The sequence below is a fragment of the Roseateles sp. So40a genome (assembly GCF_048081605.1).
In the GTDB taxonomy this organism is placed as follows: domain Bacteria; phylum Pseudomonadota; class Gammaproteobacteria; order Burkholderiales; family Burkholderiaceae_C; genus Roseateles.
Genome location: NZ_CP182288.1, coordinates 2,433,388 through 2,456,693, shown reverse-complemented (window position 1 = coordinate 2,456,693; position 23,306 = coordinate 2,433,388). Strand labels below are relative to the sequence as shown.

General features: G+C 69.5%; 19 protein-coding genes. 12 read left to right on the top strand and 7 right to left on the bottom strand.

The window, feature by feature from the left end; translation table 11 throughout:
* Positions 1-153: 153 nt before the first annotated feature.
* From ACNI65_RS11220 to ACNI65_RS11205, 4 genes are all read left to right on the top strand, one after another.
* Complete coding sequence (locus tag ACNI65_RS11220; RefSeq protein WP_416763607.1) at positions 154-1,656, top strand: DASS family sodium-coupled anion symporter; 1,503 nt, start codon at positions 154-156, stop codon at positions 1,654-1,656.
* Between the two features lie 33 nt (positions 1,657-1,689).
* Positions 1,690-2,682: a 2-hydroxyacid dehydrogenase gene (locus ACNI65_RS11215; RefSeq protein ID WP_416763076.1), complete on the top strand. Its 993-nt coding sequence runs from the start codon at positions 1,690-1,692 to the stop codon at positions 2,680-2,682.
* Between the two features lie 54 nt (positions 2,683-2,736).
* A complete protein-coding gene (bluB, locus tag ACNI65_RS11210; protein ID WP_416763075.1) occupies positions 2,737-3,393 on the top strand; it encodes a 5,6-dimethylbenzimidazole synthase in 657 nt (218 codons plus the stop codon).
* A 271-nt stretch (positions 3,394-3,664) separates the two neighbouring features.
* Positions 3,665-4,072: a hypothetical protein gene (locus ACNI65_RS11205; RefSeq protein ID WP_416763073.1), complete on the top strand. Its 408-nt coding sequence runs from the start codon at positions 3,665-3,667 to the stop codon at positions 4,070-4,072.
* A gap of 30 nt (positions 4,073-4,102) precedes the next feature.
* Here the strand turns inward: ACNI65_RS11205 and ACNI65_RS11200 are convergent, their stop codons facing one another.
* Complete coding sequence (locus ACNI65_RS11200) at positions 4,103-4,885, bottom strand: SDR family oxidoreductase (protein ID WP_416763072.1); 783 nt, start codon at positions 4,883-4,885, stop codon at positions 4,103-4,105.
* Positions 4,886-5,077: 192 nt separating this feature from the next.
* On the opposite strand from ACNI65_RS11200, the gene ACNI65_RS11195 reads away from it, so the two are divergent.
* From ACNI65_RS11195 to ACNI65_RS11185, 3 genes are read left to right on the top strand one after another with little or no spacing between them, the layout of a single operon-like run.
* Entirely contained in the window at positions 5,078-5,449 is a 372-nt protein-coding gene (locus tag ACNI65_RS11195) for a VOC family protein (protein ID WP_416763070.1), read from the top strand.
* Positions 5,450-5,479: 30 nt separating this feature from the next.
* Positions 5,480-5,875 (top strand): GFA family protein, encoded by a 396-nt coding sequence (locus tag ACNI65_RS11190; RefSeq protein ID WP_416763069.1) that lies wholly within the window; start codon positions 5,480-5,482, stop codon positions 5,873-5,875.
* Positions 5,876-5,931: 56 nt separating this feature from the next.
* Positions 5,932-8,004 carry an ATP-binding protein gene (locus ACNI65_RS11185; protein ID WP_416763067.1) on the top strand — a complete coding sequence of 691 codons (2,073 nt, stop codon included), beginning with the start codon at positions 5,932-5,934 and terminating at the stop codon, positions 8,002-8,004.
* Between the two features lies 1 nt (position 8,005).
* Here the strand turns inward: ACNI65_RS11185 and ACNI65_RS11180 are convergent, their stop codons facing one another.
* On the bottom strand, positions 8,006-10,237 hold the full coding sequence (locus tag ACNI65_RS11180; protein WP_416763066.1) for an ATP-binding protein: 2,232 nt from the start codon (positions 10,235-10,237) through the stop codon (positions 8,006-8,008).
* A gap of 206 nt (positions 10,238-10,443) precedes the next feature.
* Between ACNI65_RS11180 and ACNI65_RS11175 the strand changes: the two genes are divergently transcribed.
* Entirely contained in the window at positions 10,444-10,992 is a 549-nt protein-coding gene (locus ACNI65_RS11175; RefSeq protein WP_416763065.1) for a PEP-CTERM sorting domain-containing protein, read from the top strand.
* 124 nt (positions 10,993-11,116) lie between these two features.
* On the opposite strand, the gene ACNI65_RS11170 is transcribed toward ACNI65_RS11175, so the two are convergent.
* Entirely contained in the window at positions 11,117-13,369 is a 2,253-nt protein-coding gene (locus ACNI65_RS11170; RefSeq protein ID WP_416763064.1) for a TonB-dependent siderophore receptor, read from the bottom strand.
* A 221-nt stretch (positions 13,370-13,590) separates the two neighbouring features.
* On the opposite strand from ACNI65_RS11170, the gene ACNI65_RS11165 reads away from it, so the two are divergent.
* Positions 13,591-14,070, top strand: a complete 480-nt coding sequence (locus tag ACNI65_RS11165; protein ID WP_416763063.1) for a VOC family protein — start codon at positions 13,591-13,593, stop codon at positions 14,068-14,070.
* 30 nt (positions 14,071-14,100) lie between these two features.
* Here the strand turns inward: ACNI65_RS11165 and ACNI65_RS11160 are convergent, their stop codons facing one another.
* The 4 genes from ACNI65_RS11160 to ACNI65_RS11145 all read right to left on the bottom strand — a co-directional run bounded on the left by ACNI65_RS11160 (position 14,101) and on the right by ACNI65_RS11145 (position 17,301).
* Positions 14,101-14,508: a hypothetical protein gene (locus tag ACNI65_RS11160; RefSeq protein WP_416763062.1), complete on the bottom strand. Its 408-nt coding sequence runs from the start codon at positions 14,506-14,508 to the stop codon at positions 14,101-14,103.
* Positions 14,483-15,007, bottom strand: a complete 525-nt coding sequence (locus ACNI65_RS11155) for a Panacea domain-containing protein (RefSeq protein WP_416763061.1) — start codon at positions 15,005-15,007, stop codon at positions 14,483-14,485. Before ACNI65_RS11155 ends, ACNI65_RS11160 begins: the two co-directional genes overlap by 26 nt.
* 118 nt (positions 15,008-15,125) lie before the next feature.
* A complete protein-coding gene (locus ACNI65_RS11150) occupies positions 15,126-15,848 on the bottom strand; it encodes a response regulator (protein WP_416763606.1) in 723 nt (240 codons plus the stop codon).
* 61 nt (positions 15,849-15,909) lie between these two features.
* On the bottom strand, positions 15,910-17,301 hold the full coding sequence (locus tag ACNI65_RS11145; RefSeq protein ID WP_416763059.1) for an ATP-binding protein: 1,392 nt from the start codon (positions 17,299-17,301) through the stop codon (positions 15,910-15,912).
* Positions 17,302-17,413: 112 nt separating this feature from the next.
* Here ACNI65_RS11145 and ACNI65_RS11140 point away from each other — a divergent pair, with 112 nt between their 5' ends.
* The 3 genes from ACNI65_RS11140 to ACNI65_RS11130 are packed head-to-tail and all read left to right on the top strand — an operon-like array spanning position 17,414 to position 23,302.
* Complete coding sequence (locus tag ACNI65_RS11140; protein ID WP_416763058.1) at positions 17,414-18,691, top strand: efflux RND transporter periplasmic adaptor subunit; 1,278 nt, start codon at positions 17,414-17,416, stop codon at positions 18,689-18,691.
* Between the two features lie 4 nt (positions 18,692-18,695).
* Positions 18,696-21,896 (top strand): efflux RND transporter permease subunit, encoded by a 3,201-nt coding sequence (locus ACNI65_RS11135; RefSeq protein WP_416763057.1) that lies wholly within the window; start codon positions 18,696-18,698, stop codon positions 21,894-21,896.
* Positions 21,893-23,302: an efflux transporter outer membrane subunit gene (locus ACNI65_RS11130; protein WP_416763055.1), complete on the top strand. Its 1,410-nt coding sequence runs from the start codon at positions 21,893-21,895 to the stop codon at positions 23,300-23,302. Before ACNI65_RS11135 ends, ACNI65_RS11130 begins: the two co-directional genes overlap by 4 nt.
* Positions 23,303-23,306: the final 4 nt, after the last annotated feature.

Sequence of the window (23,306 nt, the reverse complement as noted above, 5' to 3'; positions counted from 1 at the left end):
AGGCGTCGAGGGTAGGGGGTCAGGCGTTGCCGCGCAAGCCAAGCTTGACGAGATCGCCCTGTTGATCGGCCTGTTGATTGGATTCGTCGGACGCCGTCGTGGTTGAATCGCCCATCGATCCCAGGGAGGACGCTGCGCATGACAGCACGATGGATGTCCCGCGTGACCGCGATGGTCCGCTACTTCGCCCAGGCGGTGCCGTTCCGGCTGATGCCGGCCTTCATCACCACGCTGGTGCTGCTGGGCCTGCTGGCGGTGCCGGTGCCCGAGGGGCTGACGCCGCAGGCCTGGCGCCTGGTGGCGATCTTCCTGACCACCATCGTGGCCATCATCCTGAAGGTGATGCCCATCGGCGTGATGGCGATGATGGCCATCGTCATCCTGTCGCTGTCACAGGTGACGTCGCCGACCTCCAAGGGCGCGATCACCGATGCGCTGAGCAGCTTCTCCAATCCGCTGATCTGGCTGATCGTCGTGGCGGTGCTGATCTCGCGCGGGCTGAAGAAGACCGGACTGGGCAACCGCATCGGGCTGATGTTCATCGCGCTGATGGGCAAGCGCACCGTGGGCATCGGCTACGGGTTGGCGATCTGCGAGCTGGTGCTCGCGCCGTTCACGCCGAGCAACACCGCGCGCGGCGGCGGCATCGTGCATCCGATCATGAAGTCGATCGCCGCAGCGTTCGACTCCGATCCGGAGAAGGGCACGCAGGGCAAGGTCGGCACCTACCTGGCGCTGGTGAACTACCACGCCAACCCGATCACGTCAGCGATGTTCCTGACCGCCACCGCGCCGAATCCGCTGGTGGTGGACTACGTGGCCAAGGCCTCGGGCCAGCAGCTGCACCTGAGCTGGACGACCTGGGCGCTGTGCATGCTGCTGCCGGGGCTGGTGGCGCTGCTGGCGATGCCGCTGGTGGTGTTCCTGATGGCGCCGCCCGAGCTGAAGGCCACGCCCGACGCGGTGCGTTTCGCGCGGGGCGAGCTCGAACGGATGGGCCCGCTCAGCGGCAAGGAGCGCGTCATGCTGGGCGTGTTCGGCGGCATGCTGCTGCTGTGGGCGAACGTGCCCGCGATGATCGGCGGGCCAGCCTGGACGCTCGATCCGACGGTGGTCGCCTTCCTCGGCCTGTTCGCGCTGATCATCACCGGCACGATCGACTGGGACGACGTGCTGTCCGAGAAGAGCGCCTGGGACACGCTGATCTGGTTCGGCGCGCTGGTGATGCTGGCCGAGCAGCTCAACAAGCTGGGCGTGATCGGGTGGTTCTCGACGGGCATGCGTGACGCGATCGTCGCGAGCGGCCTGGGCTGGGCGGCGGTGGCGGCGGTGCTGGTCGCGGTCTTCGTCTTCTCGCACTACCTCTTCGCGAGCACCACCGCCCACATCAGCGCGATGATGCTGGCCTTCCTGACGGTGGGCGCGCAGTTGATTCCGCACGAGTTCCTCGTGCCCTTCCTGCTGATGATGACGGCGGGCTCCGCGATCATGATGACGCTGACGCATTACGCGACCGGCACCTCGCCGATCATCTTCGGCAGCGGCTACGTGACGATGGGCCAGTGGTGGCGCGTGGGCGCGGTGATGTGCGTCTTCGAGCTGCTGGTCTTCGCGGTCGTCGGCATCGCGTGGTGGCGGGTGCTGGGCCTGTGGTGACCGAGCGGATCTGATTTGGGCGAAAGGGCAGTCATGAAAACGGCAGTCTTCAGCACGCGGCGGTATGACCAGACGCTGCTCCAGCAGGCCAACTGCGACGCGGGCCATGAGCTGGTCTTCGTGCAGGACCGGTTGACGGTGGAGACGGCATCGCTGGCCGGCGGCTGCGCGGCGGTGTGCGTGTTCGTCAACGACGCGGTGGACGCCGCCGTGCTGGAGCGCCTGGCGGCGCAGGGCACGCGGATCGTGGCGACGCGCTCCACCGGGTTCAACCACATCGACGCGGCGGCCGCGAAGTCCCTGGGCATCGCGGTCGTGCGGGTGACCGACTATTCGCCGCACTCGGTGGCGGAGTTCGCGGTGGGCCTGTTGCTGGCGGTCAACCGCAAGATCGTGCGCGCCAGCATCCGCACGCGTGACGGCAACTTCGAGCTCGACGGCCTGATGGGCTTCGACCTGCACGGCAAGACGGTGGGCGTGATCGGCACCGGCAAGATCGGGACGATCTTCGCGCGGATCATGGCGGGCTTCGGCTGCACGGTGCTGGGCCACGACGCGTTCGAGAAGCCGGAGTTCGAGCAGCTCGGCGGTCGTTACGTGGACCTGCCGACGCTGATGGCGCGCTCCGACGTGGTGTCGCTGCATTGCCCGCTGACGCCGGAGACCGCGCACATCGTGGACGCGGCGTCGCTGGCACAGCTCAAGCGCGGGGCGATCCTCGTGAACACAAGCCGCGGCGGGCTGATCGACACCGAGGCCGCGACCGAGGCGCTCAAGACCGGGCAACTGGGCGGGCTGGCGATCGATGTCTACGAGCAGGAGGCGAGCCTGTTCTTCCAGGACCTGTCGTCGACGGTGATCACCGACGACGTGATCCAGCGGCTGGTGTCCTTCCCCAACGTGATCGTCACGGGGCATCAGGCCTTCTTCACCGTCGAGGCCATCGGCCAGATCATGGCGACCACGATCGCCAGCCTCAGCGCCTTCGAGCGCGGAGAACCGTTGGTGAATCGGATTCCCGAGTAGGGCCGGGGCGATCTGGGACGCTTGGAATCGCCGCCGCGGCGACAATCCGCGGCGATGACCGACTCCCAACACCGCTTCGACGCCGCCGAGCGCGAGGCCGTCTATCGCGCGATCGCGTTGCGCCGCGACATGCGCCATTTCACGCCGTCCGCCCCCTTGCCCGATGAGCAACTTGAGCGGCTGCTGCGCGCCGCGCATGCGGCGCCTTCGGTCGGTCTGATGCAGCCCTGGCGCTTCATGCGGCTGAGCACGCCCGCCTGGCGCGCGCGCCTGATGCCGATCGTCGAGGCGGAACGCCAACGGACGGCCGACGCGTTGGGCGAGCGCTCGGCGGAGTTCCTGCGGCTCAAGGTCGAGGGCCTGCGCGACAGCGCGGAGCTGCTGGCGATCGTGCTCGCGCCCGACGACGGCACGGTCTTCGGCCGTCGCACGCTGCCGCGCGAGATGGCCTGGAGCTCCGCCGCCTGCGCGGTGCAGAACCTGTGGCTGGCCGCGCGCGCCGAGCATCTCGGCATGGGCTGGGTGTCGATGTTCGACCCGGACGAGCTGTCACAAGCGCTGGCGCTGCCCGAGGGCTCAGCGCCCCTGGGCCTGCTGTGCCTGGGTCCGGTGCCGGACTTCTACGACCAGCCGATGCTGGAGGAAACCGGCTGGCGCCACGCGCGCCCGTTGGCCGACATGCTGATGACGCCGCCAGATCTTGGGGCTTGATTCCTTCTCCCGGTCGCCGGAGCGCTTCCGTTTCAATCGGGCTGCATGAGGCTCCCTCGCCCGCGGAGCGGGAGAGGGCGGGGGGTGAGGGCTCGTCGAAGGCACCGTGCCCTCACGCGAGCCCTCACCCCAACCCCTCTCCCGCTTCGCGGGCGAGGGGCTTGCAATCCTCGAGGGGTCACTCCCAAACGGGGCAGGCGCGTTTGTGACGTTGGCGGTAGGCTGAGGCTTCCGCCTCCCAAACGCGCCTTGCCGGCGCCACGCCTTCGCCATGACCACCGAGACCTGCCAACACCTCCGCCGCAGCCTGCTGGACCTGCACCGCGCCCTTGTTGAGCTCGAACGGGGCGATTACCAGCAGCGCCACGGACCGCAGAGCGCGGGCGAGTTCCTCCAGGTGATGGCCTTCGGCGAGGAGATGCGCTGGCTGGAGCCGCTGAGCCGCCTGATCACGATGCTGGACGAGGCCATCGACGGCGCGGCCAGCGCCGCCGAGGTCGACGCCACGCCGCTCGCGGTCGCGCAGCGCGCCCGCGACCTGCTCGGCCTGGATCGCGACAGCGACGATGCGTTCAAGCGCCGCTACGCCGAGCGCTTCGATGCCTCGCCGGCGCTGGTGCACGCCCACACGGCCGCGATCGCGGCATTGAAGGCAGTGGGGACGTCCGCGCCGGTGTGAATCCGAAGGGGCCGGCCAGCGTGGCCATGCTCACCGCCCGCCGGCCACGTCCAGCATCGCGCCCACCGTGTAGCTCGCCGCCGGCGAGAGCAGCCACGCGATCGCCTCGGCGATCTCGGACGCCTGGCCGAGCCGCCCGATCGGGATGCCCTGGGCTGTCGCCGCCAGCAGCGCGGGGAGTTCCTCGGCGGGCCGGCTGTCGGCGTGGATGTCGGTGTCAATGACGCCCGGCCGGACGCCGTTCATGCGGATGCCGTGCGCGATCAGTTCATGGCCCAGGCTCAAGGTCAGCGCATCCACGGCGGCCTTGCTCGCCGCGTAGTCGCTGTACAGATTGGCCGAGCCGCGCTGCGCCGCGCGCGAGGACACGTTGACGATCGCGCCGCCCGCACCCCCGTGGCGGGTGCTCATGCGCGCCTGCGCTTGCTGCGTGCAGTGGATGACGCTGAAGACGTTGACCTCGAACATGCGCCGCAGCCGCTCAGGCGTCAGGCCGTCCAGCGAGGCCGAGGGCGCCACGATGCCCGCGTTGTTCACCAGCCCGGTCAGCCGGCCCAGCCGGCGATCGACGGCGTCGAACAGCGCCGCGACCTGCGCGGGATCGCCGACATCGGCCTGGATGATCTCGACGCGGCGGCCCAGCGCCCGGAGCTCCTCAGCCAGCGCCTCGGCCGAGGCGCGGTCGCTGCGGTAGTTGAGGGCCAGGTCATGCCCTTGGCGCGCGAGCAGCCGCGCGGTCGCCGCGCCGATGCCACGGCCCGCGCCGGTGATCAGGGTCAGGAAGGTGCTCTCAGCCGGTGCGGAAGCGGTCATGCGATGGTCCTGTCGCGGTGGAAAACGCCGCTGTATTCTGCGTCCCCATGACGTCGACCTCCGAGTCCAACGATCCGCACGCGCTGTTCAGCGGCAGCGGTCAATCCCCCACCGCCCACGGGGTGCTCGCGTGACTTTGAGGACCGCGCCCGAATGGGCCTAGAGTCGACCCATCCGCATTGGGGAGACTGCATGTTCGACCACGTCAAGTTCGGTGTCCGCGACTTCGCCGCCAGCAAGGCCTTCTACCTGCAGGCGCTCGCGCCCATCGGCGCCGTCGTCGTCGGCGAGGACGAACCCAGCTACGGTGTGGAGATCTGCGACAGCGGCGACGTGTCGCTGGTGCTCTTCGAGACCCGCGAGCAACCCGCCCACCTGCACATCGCCTTCCGCGCCCAGACCCGCGCGCAGGTCGACGCCTTCCATCGCGCGGCGCTTGCCGCGGGCGCGAAGGACAACGGCCCGCCGGGGCTGCGTCCGAAGTACCACGCCAACTACTACGCCGCGTTCGTGATCGATCCCGACGGGCACAACATCGAGCTCGTCTGCCATGCCGCGGCCTGAGCCCGCAACGATGTCCACGGAGACCCGCCCATGACCCAACGACTCGCGGCCTGCAGTTGCGGCCAATTGACAGCGCAGGTGACCGGCGATCCGGTCCGCGTGTCCATCTGCCATTGCCTGGCCTGCCAGCGGCGCTCGGGCAGCGTCTTCGCCGAGCAGGCGCGATACCCGCGCAGCGGTGTCGTCACCTCGGGGCGCTCCACCGTCTACACCCGCACCGGCGACGAGGGCACGCGCGCCCACTTCCACTTCTGCGCGACCTGCGGCACCACCGTGTTCTACGAGATGGAAGCCTTTCCCGAGTTCATCGCGATCCCCGTCGGCGCCTTCGCGGATCCCACGTTCCCCACGCCCAACGTGTCCGTCTACGAGAGCCGCAAGCACGCCTGGGTCGTGCCGCCCGCGGACGCGGAACACTACGACTGAGGCTGCGATACTCCGCGGCTGATCGCCCAGTTGGAGGGCGATGTCCGAGCCCCCTCATGATTGACGACCACCGCGAGCGCTCGATCGAGCTGCTGGCCGCCACCGACTGGACCAGATCGCCGCTCGGCTCGCCCGAGACCTGGCCCGAGGCGCTGCGCAACGCGGTCTCGCTGATGCAGGACTCGCTGATGCCGATGTGGCTGGGCTGGGGCCCGGAGCTCGCGATGGTCTACAACGCGTCCTACGCCGAGATGCTCGGCGGCAAGCATCCCGCCGCGATGGGCGCTCCGCTGCAGCAGGTGTGGGGCGAGGTCTGGGCCGACGTGTCCACGCTGATCGACACCGCGCTGGCCGGGCGCGCGCTGTACCGCGAGGACCTGCCGCTGCGCGTGCGCCGCAACGGCTTCGAGGAGCCCGCCTGGTTCACCTTCGCCTACACCCCGCTGCGCGACAGCGCCGGGACGGTGCAAGGTCTGATCTGCAATGTGTGGGAGACCACCGAGAAGGTCCGCCAGCTGCAGCGCCTGGACGAGAGCGAACGGCAGTTCCACACGCTGTTCGAGCGCATGGACGAGGGCTTCTGCGTCATCGAGTTCCTCGACGGGCCGCATGGCCCGCTCAGCGACTACATCCACGTGCTGGCCAATCCGGCCTACGCGGCCAACGCGGGGATTCCCGACGTCGTCGGCCAGAAGGTGCGCGAGATGGTGCCCGCCGAGGCCGACGGCTGGGTCGAGATCTACCGCAACGTCCTCACCAGCGGCGTGCCGGTGCGTTTCGAGCGCGAGCTCGAGCGCACGGGCCGCTACCTGGAGCTCGCCGCCTTCCGCATCGACCCGCCCGAGCGCCGGCAGGTCGCCGTGCTGTTCCAGGACGTCACGCGCCGCCACCGCTCGGACCGCGCGCTGCGAGAGCTCAACGACACGCTGGAACGCCGCGTCGAGCAGGAGCTCGCCCATCGCCTGCGCACCGAGGAGGCGCTGCGCCAGTCGCAGAAGATGGAGGCCGTGGGCCAGTTGACCGGTGGCATCGCGCATGACTTCAACAACATGCTGGCGGTGGTCGTCAGCGCGCTGGACCTGCTGGCGCGCAAGTACCTGCAGGACGATCCGCTGGCGATGCGCTACGTGGACGCCGCGCGCAACGGCACCAAGCGCGCCGCGCAACTGACGCACCGGCTGCTCGCGTTCTCGCGCCAACAGCCGCTGCGGCCCGAGGCGCTCAACGCCAATCGGCTCGTGTCGGGCATGTCAGACCTGCTGCGCCACGCGCTGGGCGCCTCGATCCAGCTCGAGGCGGTGCAGGCCGGCGGGCTGTGGCGCACCCACGCCGACCCGAACCAGCTTGAGAACGCGATCCTCAACCTCGCGGTCAACGCCCGCGACGCGATGCCCGATGGCGGACGGCTGACCATCGAGACCGGCAACGCCTTCCTCGACGACCGCTACGCCGCCGAGCAGGTCGGGCTGCTGCCCGGCCAGTACGTGATGGTCGCGGTGACCGACACCGGCAACGGCATGACGCCCGAGGTCATCTCGCGCGCCTTCGATCCGTTCTTCACGACCAAGGAGGTCGGCCGCGGCACCGGCCTGGGCCTGAGCCAGGTCTATGGCTTCGTGAAGCAGTCCGGCGGCCACGTGAAGATCTATTCGGAACCGGGGCAGGGCACCACGGTGAAGATCTACCTGCCGCGCCTGCTGCACGCGCAGGACGAGGACGCGCAGACCAGCCCGGCGCCGCTGACCGCGCACGCCGATGGCCGCGAGACGGTGCTGGTCGTCGAGGACGAGGCCGCCGTGCGCGCGATGTCCGTCGACGCGCTGAGCGAGCTGGGTTATCGCGTGCTCGAGGCCGACGGTGCCGAGGCCGCGCTTCGCCTGCTGGATGCGCATCCGGAGATCGCGCTGATGTTCGCGGACGTCGTCATGCCGGGCATGAACGGCCGCAAGCTCGCCGACGAGGCCCGCCGCCGCCGGCCCGATCTGAAGGTGCTGTTCACCACCGGGTACACGCGCAACGCCGTCGTGCACAACGGTGTGCTGGACGCGGGCGTCGACCTGCTGGGCAAACCCTTCACGCTGGAGGAACTCGGCGCCAGCGTCCGGGCCGTGCTGGACAAGGAGCGCTGAGTCAGGCGGCGGAGTCGCCGATCGCCGCGCCTGACCCGCCTGGCGCGCTCGATGCACTCGATGCGCCCGATGCGGCCACGGTGAACTCGAAGATCACCTGCGGCCGATCGAAGCGGTAGCTCAGCGTGCCGCCGTGCTCCTCGACGATGCGCCGCGTGATGTACAGGCCGAGTCCGAGGCCGTTGCGGTTGTGGGCGCCGCGCTCCTGGCCGCGCTTGAAGGGCTCGAAGAGCTCGGTGGCGATCGCCGCCGGGATCTCCTCGGCCTCGTTGGCCACGCTGAAGCGGTGGCCGCCACCCGGTGCCGGTGCCAGGGAGATCGTCACCGGCCGGCCCGGCGCGCCGTAGTTGCGCGCGTTGGCGATCAGGTTGGACATCGCCTGCGCGAGCCGCACCACGTCGCCATCCACAGCCGCGGGTCCGGCGCTGCGCGCCACGACCTCGAAGCCGGGATGGCCGGTGCGGACCTCCTCGACCAGGTCCTGCATCAGCGCCTCCAGGTCCACCGAACGCTGATCGGCGCGAAGCGGCATGCCGACCTCGGCGCGGCTGAAGTCCAGCACCTGCGTGATCAGGCGATGCATGCGGCCGCTGGAGGCGTCCAGGCGCGCCCCGAGGCGGCCGGTCTGAGCAGGATCGGGCTCGCGCTTGAGCACGCCGGCCACCATCTGGATCGCCTGCAGCGGATCGCGCAGGTCGTGGCCCAGCATCGCGAGCAGGTTGCGGCGCGCGGCCTCCACTTCGGCATGGCGCGCCGCGGCCGTGCGTTGCAGCTCCAGCATCAGCTGCTTGCCGAAGCGCACGTCGGTGTCGGTCCAGGGCTCGGCGCAGTCCTTGACCTGCTCGCGCCACTCCGAGAACGAGCCGCGCGGCGTGAGCCGCGGGCCGTTGGGACCGCGGGCGACGACCTTGTCGGGCTGGCCGGCCCAGCGCACGGTCTCGCGCTGCTCCTTGCGCAGCGCGATCAGGCGGCCGCCGTTGCTCGCGTCGAAGGGCAGACACATCGCGCCCACCCATTGACCGAGCGCGTCCTGCATCGAGTCGGGCCAATCGCCCAGGCAGGCGCGCAGCGCGGGCATCTCGCCGGTCCACGGTGCCGTGGCGATGGCCACGGCCAGGTCCTGCGGCAGCGTGCCGTCGGACACCACCTTGCTCTGCTGCGCCAGCACCAGCGCATCGGCCCGCAGCACGTCGCGCAGCCGCGCGGACCGGGCCAGCATCGCGGTGACGGCGTCGTCGGCGATGGCGAGGTCCGCGGCGAGCTCGGCGATCAGCGAGGCAGTGTCGCCCTGACGGCGCGCGAATTCCCGGGCCTCGATGGTCGCGATCGCCGAGGACAGCAGGTGGGCCAGCACGTCGCAATCCGAGCGCACCGGGTAGGGCACGTGCAGCGAGCTCATGTGGTGGCAGGCGATCAGGCCCCAGAGCTTGTCGTTGACGACGATGGACACGCTCATCGACGCGCCCACGCCCATGTTGTGCAGGTACTCGACGTGGATGGGCGAGACGCTGCGCAGCACCGAGTGCGTCAGGTCCAGCGGCGGCGCCTCGGGATGTCCGACCAGCGCGACCGCGCGGTAGCTGACATGCGGGATCAGGCGCAGCGTGTTGAGCAGGTACAGCCGGCGCGCCTGCGCGGGGATGTCGCTGGCCGGGTAGCGCAGACCGAGGTAGGAGCTCAGCGTGTCGGCCTTGGCTTCGGCCTCGACCTCGCCGCTCTCGTCATGACGGAAGCGATAGGCCATCACGCGGTCGAAGCCGGTCCAGGCGCGGATGGCGTCAACGGCGACCTGCAGCACCGCCTCCATCGACACGGCGCGGCGGATGCGTTCATAGACGCGGGCCTGCGAGCTCTGCGGCGACAGCGGCTGCGTCCGCGGCTCGATCTCGATCAGCGTGTGGTGGTCGTGGACGTGGACGACGGCGTCGTGCGGACGCCCGCCAAGGTCGGTCTCGCAGAACGTCGGCATGCCGGGCGTGAGCGCGGCCTCGTCCATCAGGCGGTCGATCTCTCCATGCAACGCGCCGGGGAGCGGAAGCTCGGACCAGGGCTGGCCCAGCGCCGGGGTCAGGCCGAGCAGCGCGGGGACGTTCTCGCTCCAGGCGGCGACGCGGCCCTCACGCACGGCGATCATGAGCCCGTGCGGCTGGATGGATCCGGGGATGTGGATGGGCTCATCCGCGCAGGATTGCAGCGTCGGAAAGGTCGGCTGAGCACGTTCGACACTCGACACTGACACTCCTTGAAAAGGTGGCACTTTAACCGGTCGGGGTCAGGCGTCGTCTCGACCTCCCACTGTCGGCGCGCTTTACAGCAACTAGCGCTCCCGTCATCGCATTTCCTTTGAAATCAATGACTTGCGAATCTGGCCCGGTTGTTGCTCACGTTGGCGTCAGCTCCTGCAAGCTACTCCTCCCACCACCTTTTGAGGGTTCCACCATGCGCCTGATCAAGCTCGCTGCCGTCGCGGCACTCGCCCTGTCCGCCGTTGCCGCCTCCGCGGCGCCGCTGCTCGGCAGCACGGTGCGTTACCAGTACTACTACCCCGATTCGTCCACGCCGTATGGCGGCGCGGCCAACGGCGATTACGTCGTGGGTGCGGGTGTCGAGGTGGGCAACATCGTGGACAGCGTCGGCTCGATGGACATCACGGCCAACCAGATCATCGTCACCTTCAATGGCCAGAACGGCTTCAACGGCGCGGCCTTCAACGGCTGGACCCTGACCGACATCCTGGGCACGATCGACGCGTTCAGCGTCTCCATCGATGCCTCGAGCAACATGGCCGGCTTCGATCTGTCGCGCCTGAGCTTCACCGACGACGTGATCACGGTGAACTGGCAAGGCCTGGGCTTCACCAGCGACACGCGCCTGGTGCTGAACGTCGCCGCCGCCGCGAGCGACGTGCCGGAACCGGCCTCGCTGGCCCTGGCGTCGCTGGCGCTGCTCGGCGCCGGCCTGGTCCGCCGCCGTCAGCAGTCGCGCTGAGACGCGGTCTGATCGTGCCAACGGTCCGGGCCGGACGATCGGCCTGAGACCGCGCAAGACCTCCCGAACGCCTGGCGCTGCCAGGCGTTTTTCCTTTCGGACATGTCGCGAGCCGGCGTGACGCTCAATACGTCAGCCGCAACGAGACCGAGTAGTTGGCCGGCGCGCCGTAGTAGGTGTTGTCGAACTGGTCCAGCACGAAGTACTTGCGGTCGAGCAGGTTGCTGCCGTTGAACTGCACCGAGACATGGCGGTTGACCTGATAACGGGCCATCAGCGACAGGTTGGTCACGCTGCCCTGGCGCAGCGTGGTGCCACCACCGGGCGAGCCCACCGCGGTTGAGCTGGCGGACTGCCAGTTCACGCCGCCGCCCACGGTCAGGCCCGGCACCCAGCGAACCAGGTCCCAGGTCCCGAACAGACGCACCATCGTGTTGGGGATGAAGGTGCGGATCGTCTGATCGTTGCCGTCCTTGGTCAGGTAGCGCGTCCAGCCCAGCGAGGCGGACACGCCCTCGGCGACGCGGCCGGCGAGCTCGAACTCGAAGCCGCGCGTGCGCGTGCCGTCGACGCCCTGCGACACCGAGGTGATGCCGTCGGGCAGCTTCACGGGCTCACCGGTGACGGGATCCAGCACCGGCGCGGCGACGTTGTCCTGCTTTGTCTGGAAGACGGTCAGCGCGGTCGTCAGGCGCTTGTTGAAGTGCTCGCCCTTGATGCCGAGCTCGAGGCTGGAGCCCTCGATCGGATCGAGGTAGCGGCCGTTGATGTCGCGGCTGTTCTGCGGCTTGAAGATGCCGGTGTAGCTGCTGAAGACCGAGAACTCCGGCGCCACGTCCCAGACCAGGCCCGCGTAGGGAATGACCTTGGCGTAGTCGTACTTCGCGTCGTTGGGCGTGTCGTAGACATAGAACGAGTTCACCTTCCAGCGGCCGTAGCGCGAGCCGCCGATGAATTTCAGCGTGTCGGTCAAGGACAGGCGCGCCGCGGCGTAGACCGCGTCCTGGTCGGTCCTGATGCGGTTGAGCGGCGTCGCGTCGGCCCAGGCGGGTTCCGGGTAGCTGCCATCCCATTGGAAGAAGTTGCTCACCGGGGCGAGGTCGCCGACGGTGGCCTGCTCGGTGCCGACGTTCTTCGCGCGCGAGCCGGTGTAGCCCAGCACCAGTTCATGCTTGCGGCCCAGCAGCTCAAAGGGCCCCGAGGCATACAGGTCGAGCGCGGTCTCGATGATCTTGCCCTTGCTGCGATAGGCCCAGGGATCGAGGCCCTCGCCGGTGACCGGGTCGGGCCAGCCCGAGACATAGAAGAGCTTGACGTCTTCCTTGTAGACACGGCGGCTCAGCGAGGAGCGCAGCGTCCAGCCGTTGTCGAAGTTGTGGCGCAGCTCGCCGAAGACGGTTTGCGTCTGCTTGTCCCAATAGGACCAGTCGGGCGCGGTGGTGACCGAGGTCGACCAGTTCGCCGGCGTGCCGTCGGCCAGGAAGATCGGGAACGAGCCCCAGGTGTTGCCGCGCGGGTTGTTTTCCTGATGGTCGAAGCCGATGGACAGGCGCGTGGCGGGCGTCAGGTCCGCGTCCACGATGCCGTACAGGATGTTGCGGCGCTTGTGATAGATCGACTGGTACGAGTCGGTGTCCTCGACCACGGCGACGCCGCGCGCCCGGATGCGGCCATCGGCGCTGAGCGGCGCGCTGGCGTCGAGCTCCACGCGGCGGTTGCTCCACGAGCCGACGGACAGGTCCAGCGACGCGGTCGGCACGCGGCTGTCGGCGTGCTTGCGCACGAGGTTGATCGAGGCGGCGGGATTGCCCGCGCCGGTGGTCAGGCCGGTGGCGCCGCGCACGATCTCGATGCGCTCGTACAGCGCGGTGTCCAGCGTCTCGTCGATCGAGCCGGTGCTGAAGTTGGTCTGCGCCGGCACGCCGTCATACATCAGCGTGTCGACCAGGAAACCGCGCGCGTAGAAGAGCACGCGTTCGGTGTCGTACTGGTTGGAGTAGACGCCGGGCGTGATGTCCAGCACCTGGCGCAGCGAGGTGAGGTTCTGATCGTCCAGCCGCTGCCGGGTGAGGATCGTCATCGACTGCGGCGTGTCGCGCGGCGAGAGCGTGAGCTTGGTCGCCGAGGCGGTCTTGGAGGCGGTGTAGCCCTCGCCGCGCTGGCCGCTGACGGTCACGGGGGCGATGGTGACCGGCTTGTCGGTGGCCTCTGCAGGGCTTGCGGCGGCTGCGGCAGGCGCGGCGGAGTCTGCGGTCGCGGCGGTCGCGGCCGTGCCCGAGGCAGCACCGGACGCGGGCGCGGTCTGGGCCGCGACGGCGGAGGCGATCAGCGTGGCGGCGACGGCGAGCCCGGCATGCGGGAGGGGACGGATGCTCATGGCAAAGGCGGGCCCACCGGCTGCGGTTGGCCGGTCGACTTCAAGTGGATGGGAAGTTGTTGATACTAATTCCTATTTGAGAACATTCTCATTTGTGTCGTGCGGGAGGCGTTTCCGAGCGTGTCTCGGGGACGCCGGGTCGCCGGAACTGTTGTCGAAAAGGCACGGGGTCGCACGTCGTAGGAACATGGACCCCATTCATTCCCAACCAGGAGACTTCCATGCTCGCGAAGAACACGATCTGCATCTGGTACGACAAGGACGCGGAAGACGCGGCGCGCTTCTACGAGAAGACCTTCCCTGACAGCAAGGTGGGTCGCATCGCGCGGGCGCCGGGGGATTACCCCGCGGGGCAGGAGGGGGCGGTGCTGGTGGTGGAGTTCACCGTGTGCGGCGTGGCCTGCATGGGGCTGAACGGCGGGCCGCAGTTCAAGCAGAGCGAGGCCTTCTCGTTCCAGATCGCGACGGACGATCAGGCGGAGACCGACCGTCTGTGGAACGCGATCGTCGGCAACGGCGGCGCGGAGAGCGCTTGCGGCTGGTGCAAGGACAAGTGGGGCGTGAACTGGCAGATCACGCCGCGCGCGCTGACCGACGCGTTGCATGACCCGGATCGCGCGGCCTCCAAGCGTGCTTTCGCCGCGATGATGGAGATGGGCAAGATTGACATCGCGAAGATCGAGGCGGCACGTCGCGGTTGACGGTGAAGGGGAGGGGCGGCGCTCACCGCCTCAGCCCCGGGCGATCGCCTTGTCGGCGAGTTTCTCGAGCAGGTTGAGCACCTTCTCGCCGACCAGGGTGTGGAGGTTGGCGGTGGACGGATCGCTGGTCTGCTTGGCCTGAGCGGAACTTCGGATCACGGTCAGCAGGATCAAGGTCGGCACCGAGAAGAGCGCGATGACGGCCGTCACGACGATGTGCCATTGATCCGGCTGGGCCGCGGGCCAGTGGTCGAAGAGGCCGACGAAGACGCCCAGGGCAAAGAGTCCGGCTGTGTAGAGGACTGCCGCAGCGGCCAGACCTCCTCGGGCGGCCCAGGCTCGAAGGCTGAGGTCCAGGGCCGCCAGCCGGGTGATGGTTTCGGATTCCACACGGTCGCGGGAGGACGTCGCTTTAAGTGAAGCGGGCCCGGGCAGCATCAATGAATCGCTGCCGCTGTTCTGGCTCGGCGGGTAGCTGTCGTTCGAAGTATTCACGGATTGACCTGTCCTGCATGTGAATGGCCTTGGCTCGACGTGCTTCGGTCCACGGGCCGTCGTCGTCGCGCGCCTGGGCTGAAAGTTGTGGGCCGGTGAGTTCCGCGTATCGGCCGAACACCTGATCAACGAAGAACCAGACACGCTTGTCCGACAGGTGGGGAATCAGCGGGACGAACTTGCCGGTCTCCAAATGAATCTCGGTGAGCATTGCAATGGACTTTCGACCGAACGGATTCAACCGGTAATAGAGGGAGCCGAATATCGGGCCATGCGGCCACGCTTCAGGTCTCTCGGTCACCACCGATTCGCCGTCGATCGTCAGGCTCCACGCGTGTACGAAGAACACGAGCTTCTGAAGCTGCTGATGATCGAACTTCCGCTTGGACTGTTGCCCGCGATGGATGAACGCGTTCGCGACGAGAGAGGGGGAGTACGGCATGCCGATGATTCTGGGCACACTCCCGGACGCCTCCGGCGAGCCTGTGGAACACCCGCCACAGGCCGCGGCTGACCTCAACTGAAGCTATTGAAGTTCGACGCGATCACGCTATCGCTCGTCACCGCTCGAACCGATACCCCACCCCATAGATCGACCGGATCCGTTCTGTCCCCGCGCCGGCGCGCTCGAGCTTGCGGCGCAGGTTCTTGATGTGGCTGTCGACCGCGCGCTCGGTGACCTCACGGCCGTCCACGTGCAGCAGGTCCAGCAACTGCGTGCGCGCATACACCCGCCCCGGGTGCGCCCAGAGGATGTGAAGCAATCGGAACTCGATCGGCGTCAGGTCCAGCGGCTGGCCTTGCCAACTCGCCGCCCAGCCCGACTCGTCCATCGCCAGGGCCTCGCTGCCCGCGGCAAACGCCGCGACCGCCGCCGCGCTCGCCGCGGCCGTCGCCGCTTCATGGGCCCGACCACGCCGCAGCGCCGCCTTCACCCGCGCCATCACCTCGCGCGGACTGAACGGGTTCTTCGCGATGTAGTCGTCCGCGCCCGTCTCGAGTCCCAGCAGCCGGTCCGACTCCTCCGCCCGCGCCGTCAGCATCAGGATCGGCACGCTGCTCATCGCGCGCAGTTCACGGCACAGCGTCAGCCCGTCCACGCCCGGCAGCATCAGGTCCAGCAGGATCAGGTCGTGGCGCCGCGCCGTCCACGCCGGGATCACCTCGCGGCCATCCGCCACCCATTCGGGCTCGTGGCCCGCCGCGCGCAGATAGTCCGACAGCAGCGCCGCCAGCTTGGGTTCGTCCTCCACCACCAGCACGCGCGCACGGCCCGGCTCCATCGGCATCGGCATCGCAGGCGTGGACATGCCCATTGGCGCCGGGGCCGGCGGATGAGAGTCGTCAGCCATGAACCGGCAGCTCCACGCGCATCCACAGGCCGCCCAGCGGCGAGGGGTGCGCCTCGATGCGGCCCTCGTGCGCCTCGGCGATGCGCTGGCAGATCGACAGACCCAGGCCCGATCCACCCCCACGACGGCTGCGTGACGCGTCCACGCGGAAGAAGCGCTCGAACAGCCGCGGCAGGTGCTCCGGGCCGACGCCCGGCGAGGTGTCCTGCACGTCGATGACCGCCTGCGAGCCGCTGCGCCGCGCGCTCACGCTCAGCGTTCCGCCCGCGTCGGTGTAGCGGCAGGTGTTCTCGAAGAGATTGCCCAGCAGCTGACGCAGCCGTCGCTCGTCGCCGAAGACGCGCAGCGGCTGATCGGGCAGGTCCAGCCGCAGTTCCAGCCCGCTGCCATGCAGCCGCTCGCCGAAGGCCCCGGCGGTGACGCCGATCAGCTCGCGCAAGTCGACCTCCGACTTCCGGTACGCCAGCGCGCCCACGTCCGCGAGCGACAGCTCGTGCAGGTCGTCGACCAGCTTGTGCAGGATGCCGACCTCGCCCTGCAGCGAGCGCAGCGCCTGAGCGTCGAGCTTGCGCACGCCGTCCTCCAGCGCCTCGAGCTCCCCGTGCAGCACGCCCAGCGGCGTGCGCAGCTCATGCGAGACATCAGCCAGGAACTCGCGCCGCATGGCCTCGTTGCGCTGCAGGGTCAGCGCGAGCTGGTTGAAGTCGCGCCCCAACCCGGCGATGTCGTCGTTGCCGCGGGTCTCGGGCACGCGCACCTCGAAATCGCCCGCCGCCAGCCGGTGCGTCGCATGCGCCACGCGGCGAACCGGGCGCAGCAGCCGGCGCGACATCCAGAACGCCACGCCGCCCGCCAGCAGCACCGCGGCGCCGCCCACCACCCAGGCCGAGCGCAGCTGCGCGTCATAGAAATGCTTCTCCGCACCCGGGCTGACCGACTCGATCGGCGTCAGCGTCAACCAGCCCACCGTCAGGCCGTCCACGATGATGGGGCGTTCCACCGTCGGCTCCACCGGCCCGGCGTAGCCGGCCACGCGCTCGCGGTTCTCGTCGAACAGCGTGAAGCGGCGCGTCGCGCCGGTCAGGTCGGCCGGCCCGTGCTTGACCGCGGGCATGTCGGCCTCGGGCACCAGCGGGCGCAGCAGCCGGCCCCAGAGCTCGGGCTTCTGGCGCAGGAAGTCCCAGCTGCGGCCGTTCTCCCGGTAGCCGGCGGTGACGCTGGTGCGCGCCAGTTCCAGCCGGTTGACCGCCTGCTCGTTCAGATACCCGATGAAGTCGCGGTTCAGGTTGATGTGCGAGAACACGCCCATCGCCAGCGCCACGGCCATGGCGGTGCTGAAGACGGCGAAGAACAGCCGGGCGGTGAGGTTGAAGGGCAGCGTCACGGGGCGCATCATCCCAAAGCCGGCGCGCGAGGAGCAAGTCGACTGGGCGGATCCCGCGCGGCGCACGCGATCTTCAAGGTCTCTCCACATTCGCGCGTCAGCATCTGCCGCCATGCCGAAGAAGATGACGCCCCCCTGGTCCGGACCCGACCGCCGCGCCGCATTCCGCCCCTTGAGCGCGATGAGCCCCTCGACGATCGCCGCCGCGCTGGCCGCCGTCGCCGTGCTGGTGCTCACCGGCTGCGGCGAGAAGAAGAAGGACGCCGGCAAGGGCGCGCCGCCCGAGGTCGGCGTCGTGATCGTGTCCACGCAGGACGCGCCGATGGCGCTAGAGCTGCCCGGGCGCCTGGTGGCCAGCCAGATCGCCGAGATCCGCCCGCAGGTGGGTGGGATCGTGCAGAAGCGGCTCTTCGAGGAAGGCACCGTGGTGCGCGCCGGTCAGCCGCTGTATCAGCTCGATCCCGCGACCTATGAGGCCGAACGCGCCCGCACCGCCGCCGCGCTGCAGAAGGCCGAGGCGCAAGTGGCCGTCGCCCGCACGCGCGCCGAGCGCGACGCCGAGCTGCTCAAGGCCGACGCGCTGAGCCGCCAGAGCGCCGACGACAGCGCCAGCGCGCTGCGCCAGGCGCAGGCCGATGTCGCCGTGGCCCGCGCCGCGCTGGACGCCGCCCGCGTGCAGCTGGAGCGCACCCGCATCACCGCGCCGATCACCGGCCGCATCGAGGTCTCCACGGTGACCGCCGGCGCGCTGGTCACCGCCGCGCAGACCACGGCGCTGACCACGGTGCAGCAGCTCGACCCGATGCACGTGGACATCGTGCAGAGCAGCGCCGAGATCCTGCAGCTGCGCCGCTCGCTGGACGGCGGCACCGGCAGCCGCCAGGTCAAGCTCGTGCTGGAGGACGGCAGCGCCTACGCCCGGCCCGCCACCCTGCAGTTCAGCGGCGTGACCGTGGATCGCGGCACCGGCGCGGTGACGATCCGCGCCGTCGTGCCCAATCCCGACAACATGCTCATGCCCGGCATGGTGGTGCGCGCCAAGCTGCTGGCCGGCATCGATCGCGACGCGATCCTCGTGCCGCAGCAGGGCGTGTCGCGCTCGCCCACCGGCGAGGCCACGGCGCTGGTCGTCGGCCCCGACAACAAGCTGCAGAACCGCGTGCTGGTGCTCAAGCGCGCCGTGGGCAACCAGTGGCTCGTCACCAGCGGGCTGAAGGTCGGCGAGAAACTCGCCGTCGAGGGCCTGCAGCGCGTGCGCGCCGGCCAGACCGTCACGCCGGTCGCGGCGGGCAGCCGCAAGGGCACGGGCGGCGCTGCTTCCGCGGCTTCTTCCGCGGCCTCCACTTCGGCCTCCGCGGCCTCCGGCGCGTCCTCGGCGCAGGGACGCTGACACCATGGCGTCGTTCTTCATCGACCGGCCCATCTTCGCGTGGGTCATCGCCATCGTGATCATGCTGGCCGGCGGGGCCGCGGTGTTCACGCTGCCGCTGGAGCGTTATCCCGACATCGCCCCGACGCGCATCTCGATCAACACTTCGTATCCGGGCGCCTCGGCCAAGGCCATCGAGGACTCGGTGACGCAGATCATCGAGCAGAACCTCAAGGGCATCGACGGCCTGTTCTCGATCGAATCGAGCAGCAATGCCTCGGGCAGCGCCAGCACGGTGCTGAGCTTCGTCGCGGGCACCGATCCCGACCTGGCGCAGATGCAGGTGCAGAACAAGGTCTCGCAGTCGCTCTCGCGGCTGCCGCAGGCGGTCCAGTCGCAGGGCGTGCGCGTGACCAAGGCAGGCACCGAGAACCTGATGGTCATCATGCTGACCAGCGACAACCCGACGGTGACGTCGGCCGACCTGGGCGACTACCTGTCGAGCACGCTGGTGGACATCATCAGCCGCATCGAGGGCGTGGGCGACGTCAACGTCTTCGGCTCCGGCTACGCGATGCGCATCTGGCTGGATCCGTCGCAGCTGCAGCGCTACGCGTTGGTGCCCGGGGACATCCGCAGCGCGCTGCAGGCGCAGAACACCGAGGTCTCGGCGGGCCAGCTCGGCGCGCAGCCCGCGCCCGAGGGCCAGCGCCTGACGGCCATCATCACCGCGCGCGCCAAGCTGCAGACCGCGGAGCAGTTCCGCAACATCGTGCTGCGCGTGCAGCCTGACGGCTCGGCGCTCAAGCTGGGCGACGTGGCCAAGGTCGAGCTCGGCCGCGACAGCTACACGACCAACGTGCGCAGCACCGGCCAGACCGCCGCGGGCATGGCCATCCTGCCGGCCAGCGGCGCCAACGCGCTCAAGACCGCCGAGGCGGTCAAGGCCAAGCTCGCCGAGCTCGAACCTTTCTTCCCGCTGGGCATGAAGAGCACGATCACCTATGACACGACGCCGTTCATCAGCGTGTCCATCGAGGGCGTGGTGCACACGCTGATCGAGGCGATGGTGCTGGTCGTGGCGATCATGTACCTGTTCATGCAGAACCTGCGCGCGACGCTGGTGCCGGCGATCGCCGTGCCGGTCGTGCTGCTGGGCACCTTCGGCGTGCTGGCGGTGGCGGGCTACTCGATCAACTCGCTGACGATGTTCGGTCTCGTGCTGGCCATCGGCCTGCTGGTGGACGACGCGATCGTCGTGGTCGAGAACGTCGAGCGCCTGATGCGCGAGGAGGGCATGAGCCCGCGCGACGCCACGCGCGAGAGCATGAAGGAGATCAGTGGCGCACTCGTGGGCATCGCGGTCGTGCTGTCGGCGGTCTTCATCCCGATGGCCTTCTTCGGCGGCTCGACCGGCATCATCTATCGCCAGTTCTCGATCACCGTGGTCAGCGCGATGATCCTGTCGGTGCTGGTGGCGATGAGCCTGTCCCCCGCGCTCTGCGCGACGCTGCTCAAGCCCGTGCACAAGGGTGAGCACGCGGCGCACGGCGGCCCCTTCGGCAAGCAGCTGGACTGGTTCTTCGGCGGCTTCAACCGCCAGTTCGACAAGTTCACCGAGCGCTACGTCGGCCGCGTGCGCTGGCTGACGGCGCGCGGCGTGCGCAGCTTCATCGTCTACCTGCTGCTGATCGCGGGGCTGGCGGCGCTGTACCGCACGCTGCCCACGTCCTTCCTGCCCGACGAGGACCAGGGCAGCCTGCAGATCCAGGTCCGCATGGCGCCGGGCGCGACCGCCGAGCGCATGGAGGCGGTGGCGCAAAGCATCGAGGCCTACCTCGCCGACCAGAAGGAAGTGCAGTTCTACAACCTGGTGCGCGGCGCCAACGGCGACCAGGGCTCGGGCCAGGGCTTCATCCGCTTGACGGACTGGAGCGAGCGCACGGACAAGGGCCAGGGCGCGGGCGCGCTCGCCGAGCGCTTCAGCCGCGAGCTGGGCAAGCGGGTGCGCGACGCCAACGTCTTCATCGTGCAGCCGCCCACGGTGCGCGGCCTGGGCGGCAGCTCGGGCATCCAGCTCTTCCTGCAGGACCTGGGCGGCGTGGGCAGCGACACGCTGCAGGCCGCGCGCGACAAGCTCATCGACGAGGCCAACCGCCATCCCGAGCTGAGCCGCGCGCGCATCAACAGCCTGGCCGACACGCCGCAGCTGCAGATCAACATCGATGACCACAAGGCCGGCGCGCTGGGCGTGGCCACGTCGACGATCAACGACACGCTGTCCATCGCGCTGGGCAGCGCCTACGTCAACGACTTCATCGACCGCGGCCGCGTCAAGCGGGTGCTGGTGCAGGGCGACGGCGCCTACCGCGCCGACCCCGAGGCGCTGCGCTACTGGTACGTGCGCAACACGGCGGGACAGATGGTGTCGTTCAAGGCCTTCGCGACCGCCACCTGGCAGAACGGCCCGCGTCAGCTGGTGCGCTACAACGGCAGCGCCGCCTACGAGGTGCAGGCCGACGTGGCGCCCGGTGTGAGCTCGGGCGCGGCGATGCGCGCGATGGAGGAGATCCTGCGCGAGATGCCGCCCGGCGTCGGTTTCGAATGGTCGGGCCGCAGCTACCAGGAGCGCCTGTCGGGCTCGCAGGCACCGATGCTGTACGCGGTCTCGGTGCTGTTCATCTTCCTGTGCCTGGCGGCGCTGTACGAGAGCTGGTCCGTGCCTTTCAGCGTGATGCTGGTGGTGCCGCTGGGCATCATCGGCGCGCTGATCGCCAGCCATCTGGGCGGACAGATGAACGACGTGTTCTTCCAGGTCGGCCTGCTGACCACGGTGGGCTTGTCAGCGAAGAACGCGATCCTGATCGTGGAGTTCGCCGAGACCTTGCGAGGGCAGGGCATGAGCCTCGTCGATGCCACGCTCAAGGCCTGCCGCCAACGGCTGCGGCCCATCCTGATGACCTCGCTGGCATTCATGATGGGCGTGCTGCCGCTGGCCTTCGCGAGCGGCGCGGGCTCGGGCTCGCAGCGCGCGATCGGCGTGGGCGTGCTCGGCGGCATGGGCAGCGCGACGCTGCTGGGCATCTTCTTCGTGCCGCTGTTCTATCTCTGGGTGAAGCAGCGCTTCAGCCCCGTGGGCAAGGAGAAGGCGCAGGGCCAGGACGGTCATGGCGGCCATGGCGGCCCCGATGCCGACGCCGCCCACAAGCCGGAGGTGCAGGCATGAAGGCGATCCTGCTGATGCCGCTGCTGCTGGGCCTGGGAGCCTGCGGCAGCCTGGTGCCGTCGACCGACGCGCCGACGCCGCCACTGCGCGAGGACTTCCGTCCTGGTGCGATCGCAGCCGCCGCGTCGGCGGCCTCCGCGAGCGCCTCGTCAGCGCCGACCGCTGCCTCGCACGAATGGCGCGGTTTCTTCGCCGATGCGCGGTTGGACGAGGTCGTCGCCATCGCACTGGACCAGAACCGCAGCCTGCGCGCGAGCGCGGCCGCGGTGGAACGGGTGCGGGCGCAATACCGCGTGACCGCGGCGGACCGCTGGCCCGAGATCAGCGCGGGGGCGTCCGCGACGCGTCAGCGCACGAGCGGCGGCGCGGATCCGACGACGAGCTACAGCGTCAACCTCGGTCTGGCGAGCTACGAGATCGATCTGTTCAACCGGTTGGGCAGCCTGGAAGGGGCGGCGCTGTCGCGATTCCTCGCCGAGCAGGAAACGCAGCGCAGCGCGCGGCTGAGCCTGGCGGCGGAGGTCACCACGGCCTGGCTCGCGCTGGCCGCGGCGCAGCAGCGCCTCGCGCTCAACCAGGAGCTGCGCGACAGCCAGCAGCGTTCGCTGGATCTGGCCGAACGCCAGTACGCGCTGGGCGCGGCGTCGGGGCTAGATCGTGCGCGGGCGCGCACGGCCTTCGAGTCCGCGCGCGGCGACGCGGCCGAGAGCGTCGGCGCGGTCACGCAGGCGCGGCTGCAGCTGGAGTTGCTCGCCGGCCAGCCGCTGCCGGATCGGCTGTTGCCCGCGGTGCAGGACACTAGCGGGGCGATGGCCTTGCCGGCCTTGCCCGGCGGTCTGCCCGCCGAGGTGTTGCTGCAGCGCCCGGACCTGCGCGCCGCCGAGCAACGCTTGCGCGCGGCGGCGTTCGATGTGGGCGCGGCGCGTGCGGCGCGATTCCCCCGGCTGACGCTGACGGCGAGCGCCGGCACGCGCAGCGCGGAACTCGACGGCCTGTTCAAGAGCGGGTCGGGCGTGTTCAGCGTGATGCCCCAGATCGACCTGCCGATCTTTGACGGCGGCGCGCGGCGCGCGCAGGTCGAGGTCAGCGAGGCGAGCCGGCGCGAGGCGCTCGCGAACTACGAGTCCTCGCTGCAATCGGCCTTCCGCGAGGTGGCCGACGCGCTGGCGGTGCGCGATCAACTGGCGGAGCGGCTGGACGCGCAGCAGGCGCAGGTCGAGGCGGCCGAGCAGTCGCTGCGCCTGGCCGAGCGCAGCTACCGGCTGGGCGGCAGCAGCCAGCTGGAGCTGCTCGACGCGCAGCGACAGCTGACGACGGCCAAGCGCGTGCTGGTCACGCTGCGACAGACCGAGCAGGTCAATCGCGTGGCGCTGCTGCGCGCGCTGGGCGGGCGCTGGACGCAGTGAGGAC

Bases quoted from the DNA above. Each gene is read 5' to 3' on its own strand.
- ACNI65_RS11190 (WP_416763069.1), top strand. From the start codon at position 5,480: ATGACCCAACGACTCGCGGCCTGCAGTTGCGGCCAATTGACAGCGCAG.
- ACNI65_RS11170 (WP_416763064.1), bottom strand. From the start codon at position 13,369: ATGAGCATCCGTCCCCTCCCGCATGCCGGGCTCGCCGTCGCCGCCACG.
- ACNI65_RS11200 (WP_416763072.1), bottom strand. From the start codon at position 4,885: ATGACCGCTTCCGCACCGGCTGAGAGCACCTTCCTGACCCTGATCACC.
- ACNI65_RS11160 (WP_416763062.1), bottom strand. From the start codon at position 14,508: ATGCTGCCCGGGCCCGCTTCACTTAAAGCGACGTCCTCCCGCGACCGT.
- ACNI65_RS11130 (WP_416763055.1), top strand. From the start codon at position 21,893: ATGAAGGCGATCCTGCTGATGCCGCTGCTGCTGGGCCTGGGAGCCTGC.
- ACNI65_RS11175 (WP_416763065.1), top strand. From the start codon at position 10,444: ATGCGCCTGATCAAGCTCGCTGCCGTCGCGGCACTCGCCCTGTCCGCC.
- ACNI65_RS11155 (WP_416763061.1), bottom strand. From the start codon at position 15,007: ATGCCGTACTCCCCCTCTCTCGTCGCGAACGCGTTCATCCATCGCGGG.
- ACNI65_RS11135 (WP_416763057.1), top strand. From the start codon at position 18,696: ATGGCGTCGTTCTTCATCGACCGGCCCATCTTCGCGTGGGTCATCGCC.
- ACNI65_RS11150 (WP_416763606.1), bottom strand. From the start codon at position 15,848: ATGGAGCCGGGCCGTGCGCGCGTGCTGGTGGTGGAGGACGAACCCAAG.
- ACNI65_RS11220 (WP_416763607.1), top strand. From the start codon at position 154: ATGTCCCGCGTGACCGCGATGGTCCGCTACTTCGCCCAGGCGGTGCCG.
- ACNI65_RS11165 (WP_416763063.1), top strand. From the start codon at position 13,591: ATGCTCGCGAAGAACACGATCTGCATCTGGTACGACAAGGACGCGGAA.
- ACNI65_RS11205 (WP_416763073.1), top strand. From the start codon at position 3,665: ATGACCACCGAGACCTGCCAACACCTCCGCCGCAGCCTGCTGGACCTG.
- ACNI65_RS11215 (WP_416763076.1), top strand. From the start codon at position 1,690: ATGAAAACGGCAGTCTTCAGCACGCGGCGGTATGACCAGACGCTGCTC.
- bluB (WP_416763075.1), top strand. From the start codon at position 2,737: ATGACCGACTCCCAACACCGCTTCGACGCCGCCGAGCGCGAGGCCGTC.
- ACNI65_RS11140 (WP_416763058.1), top strand. From the start codon at position 17,414: ATGCCGAAGAAGATGACGCCCCCCTGGTCCGGACCCGACCGCCGCGCC.
- ACNI65_RS11185 (WP_416763067.1), top strand. From the start codon at position 5,932: ATGATTGACGACCACCGCGAGCGCTCGATCGAGCTGCTGGCCGCCACC.
- ACNI65_RS11195 (WP_416763070.1), top strand. From the start codon at position 5,078: ATGTTCGACCACGTCAAGTTCGGTGTCCGCGACTTCGCCGCCAGCAAG.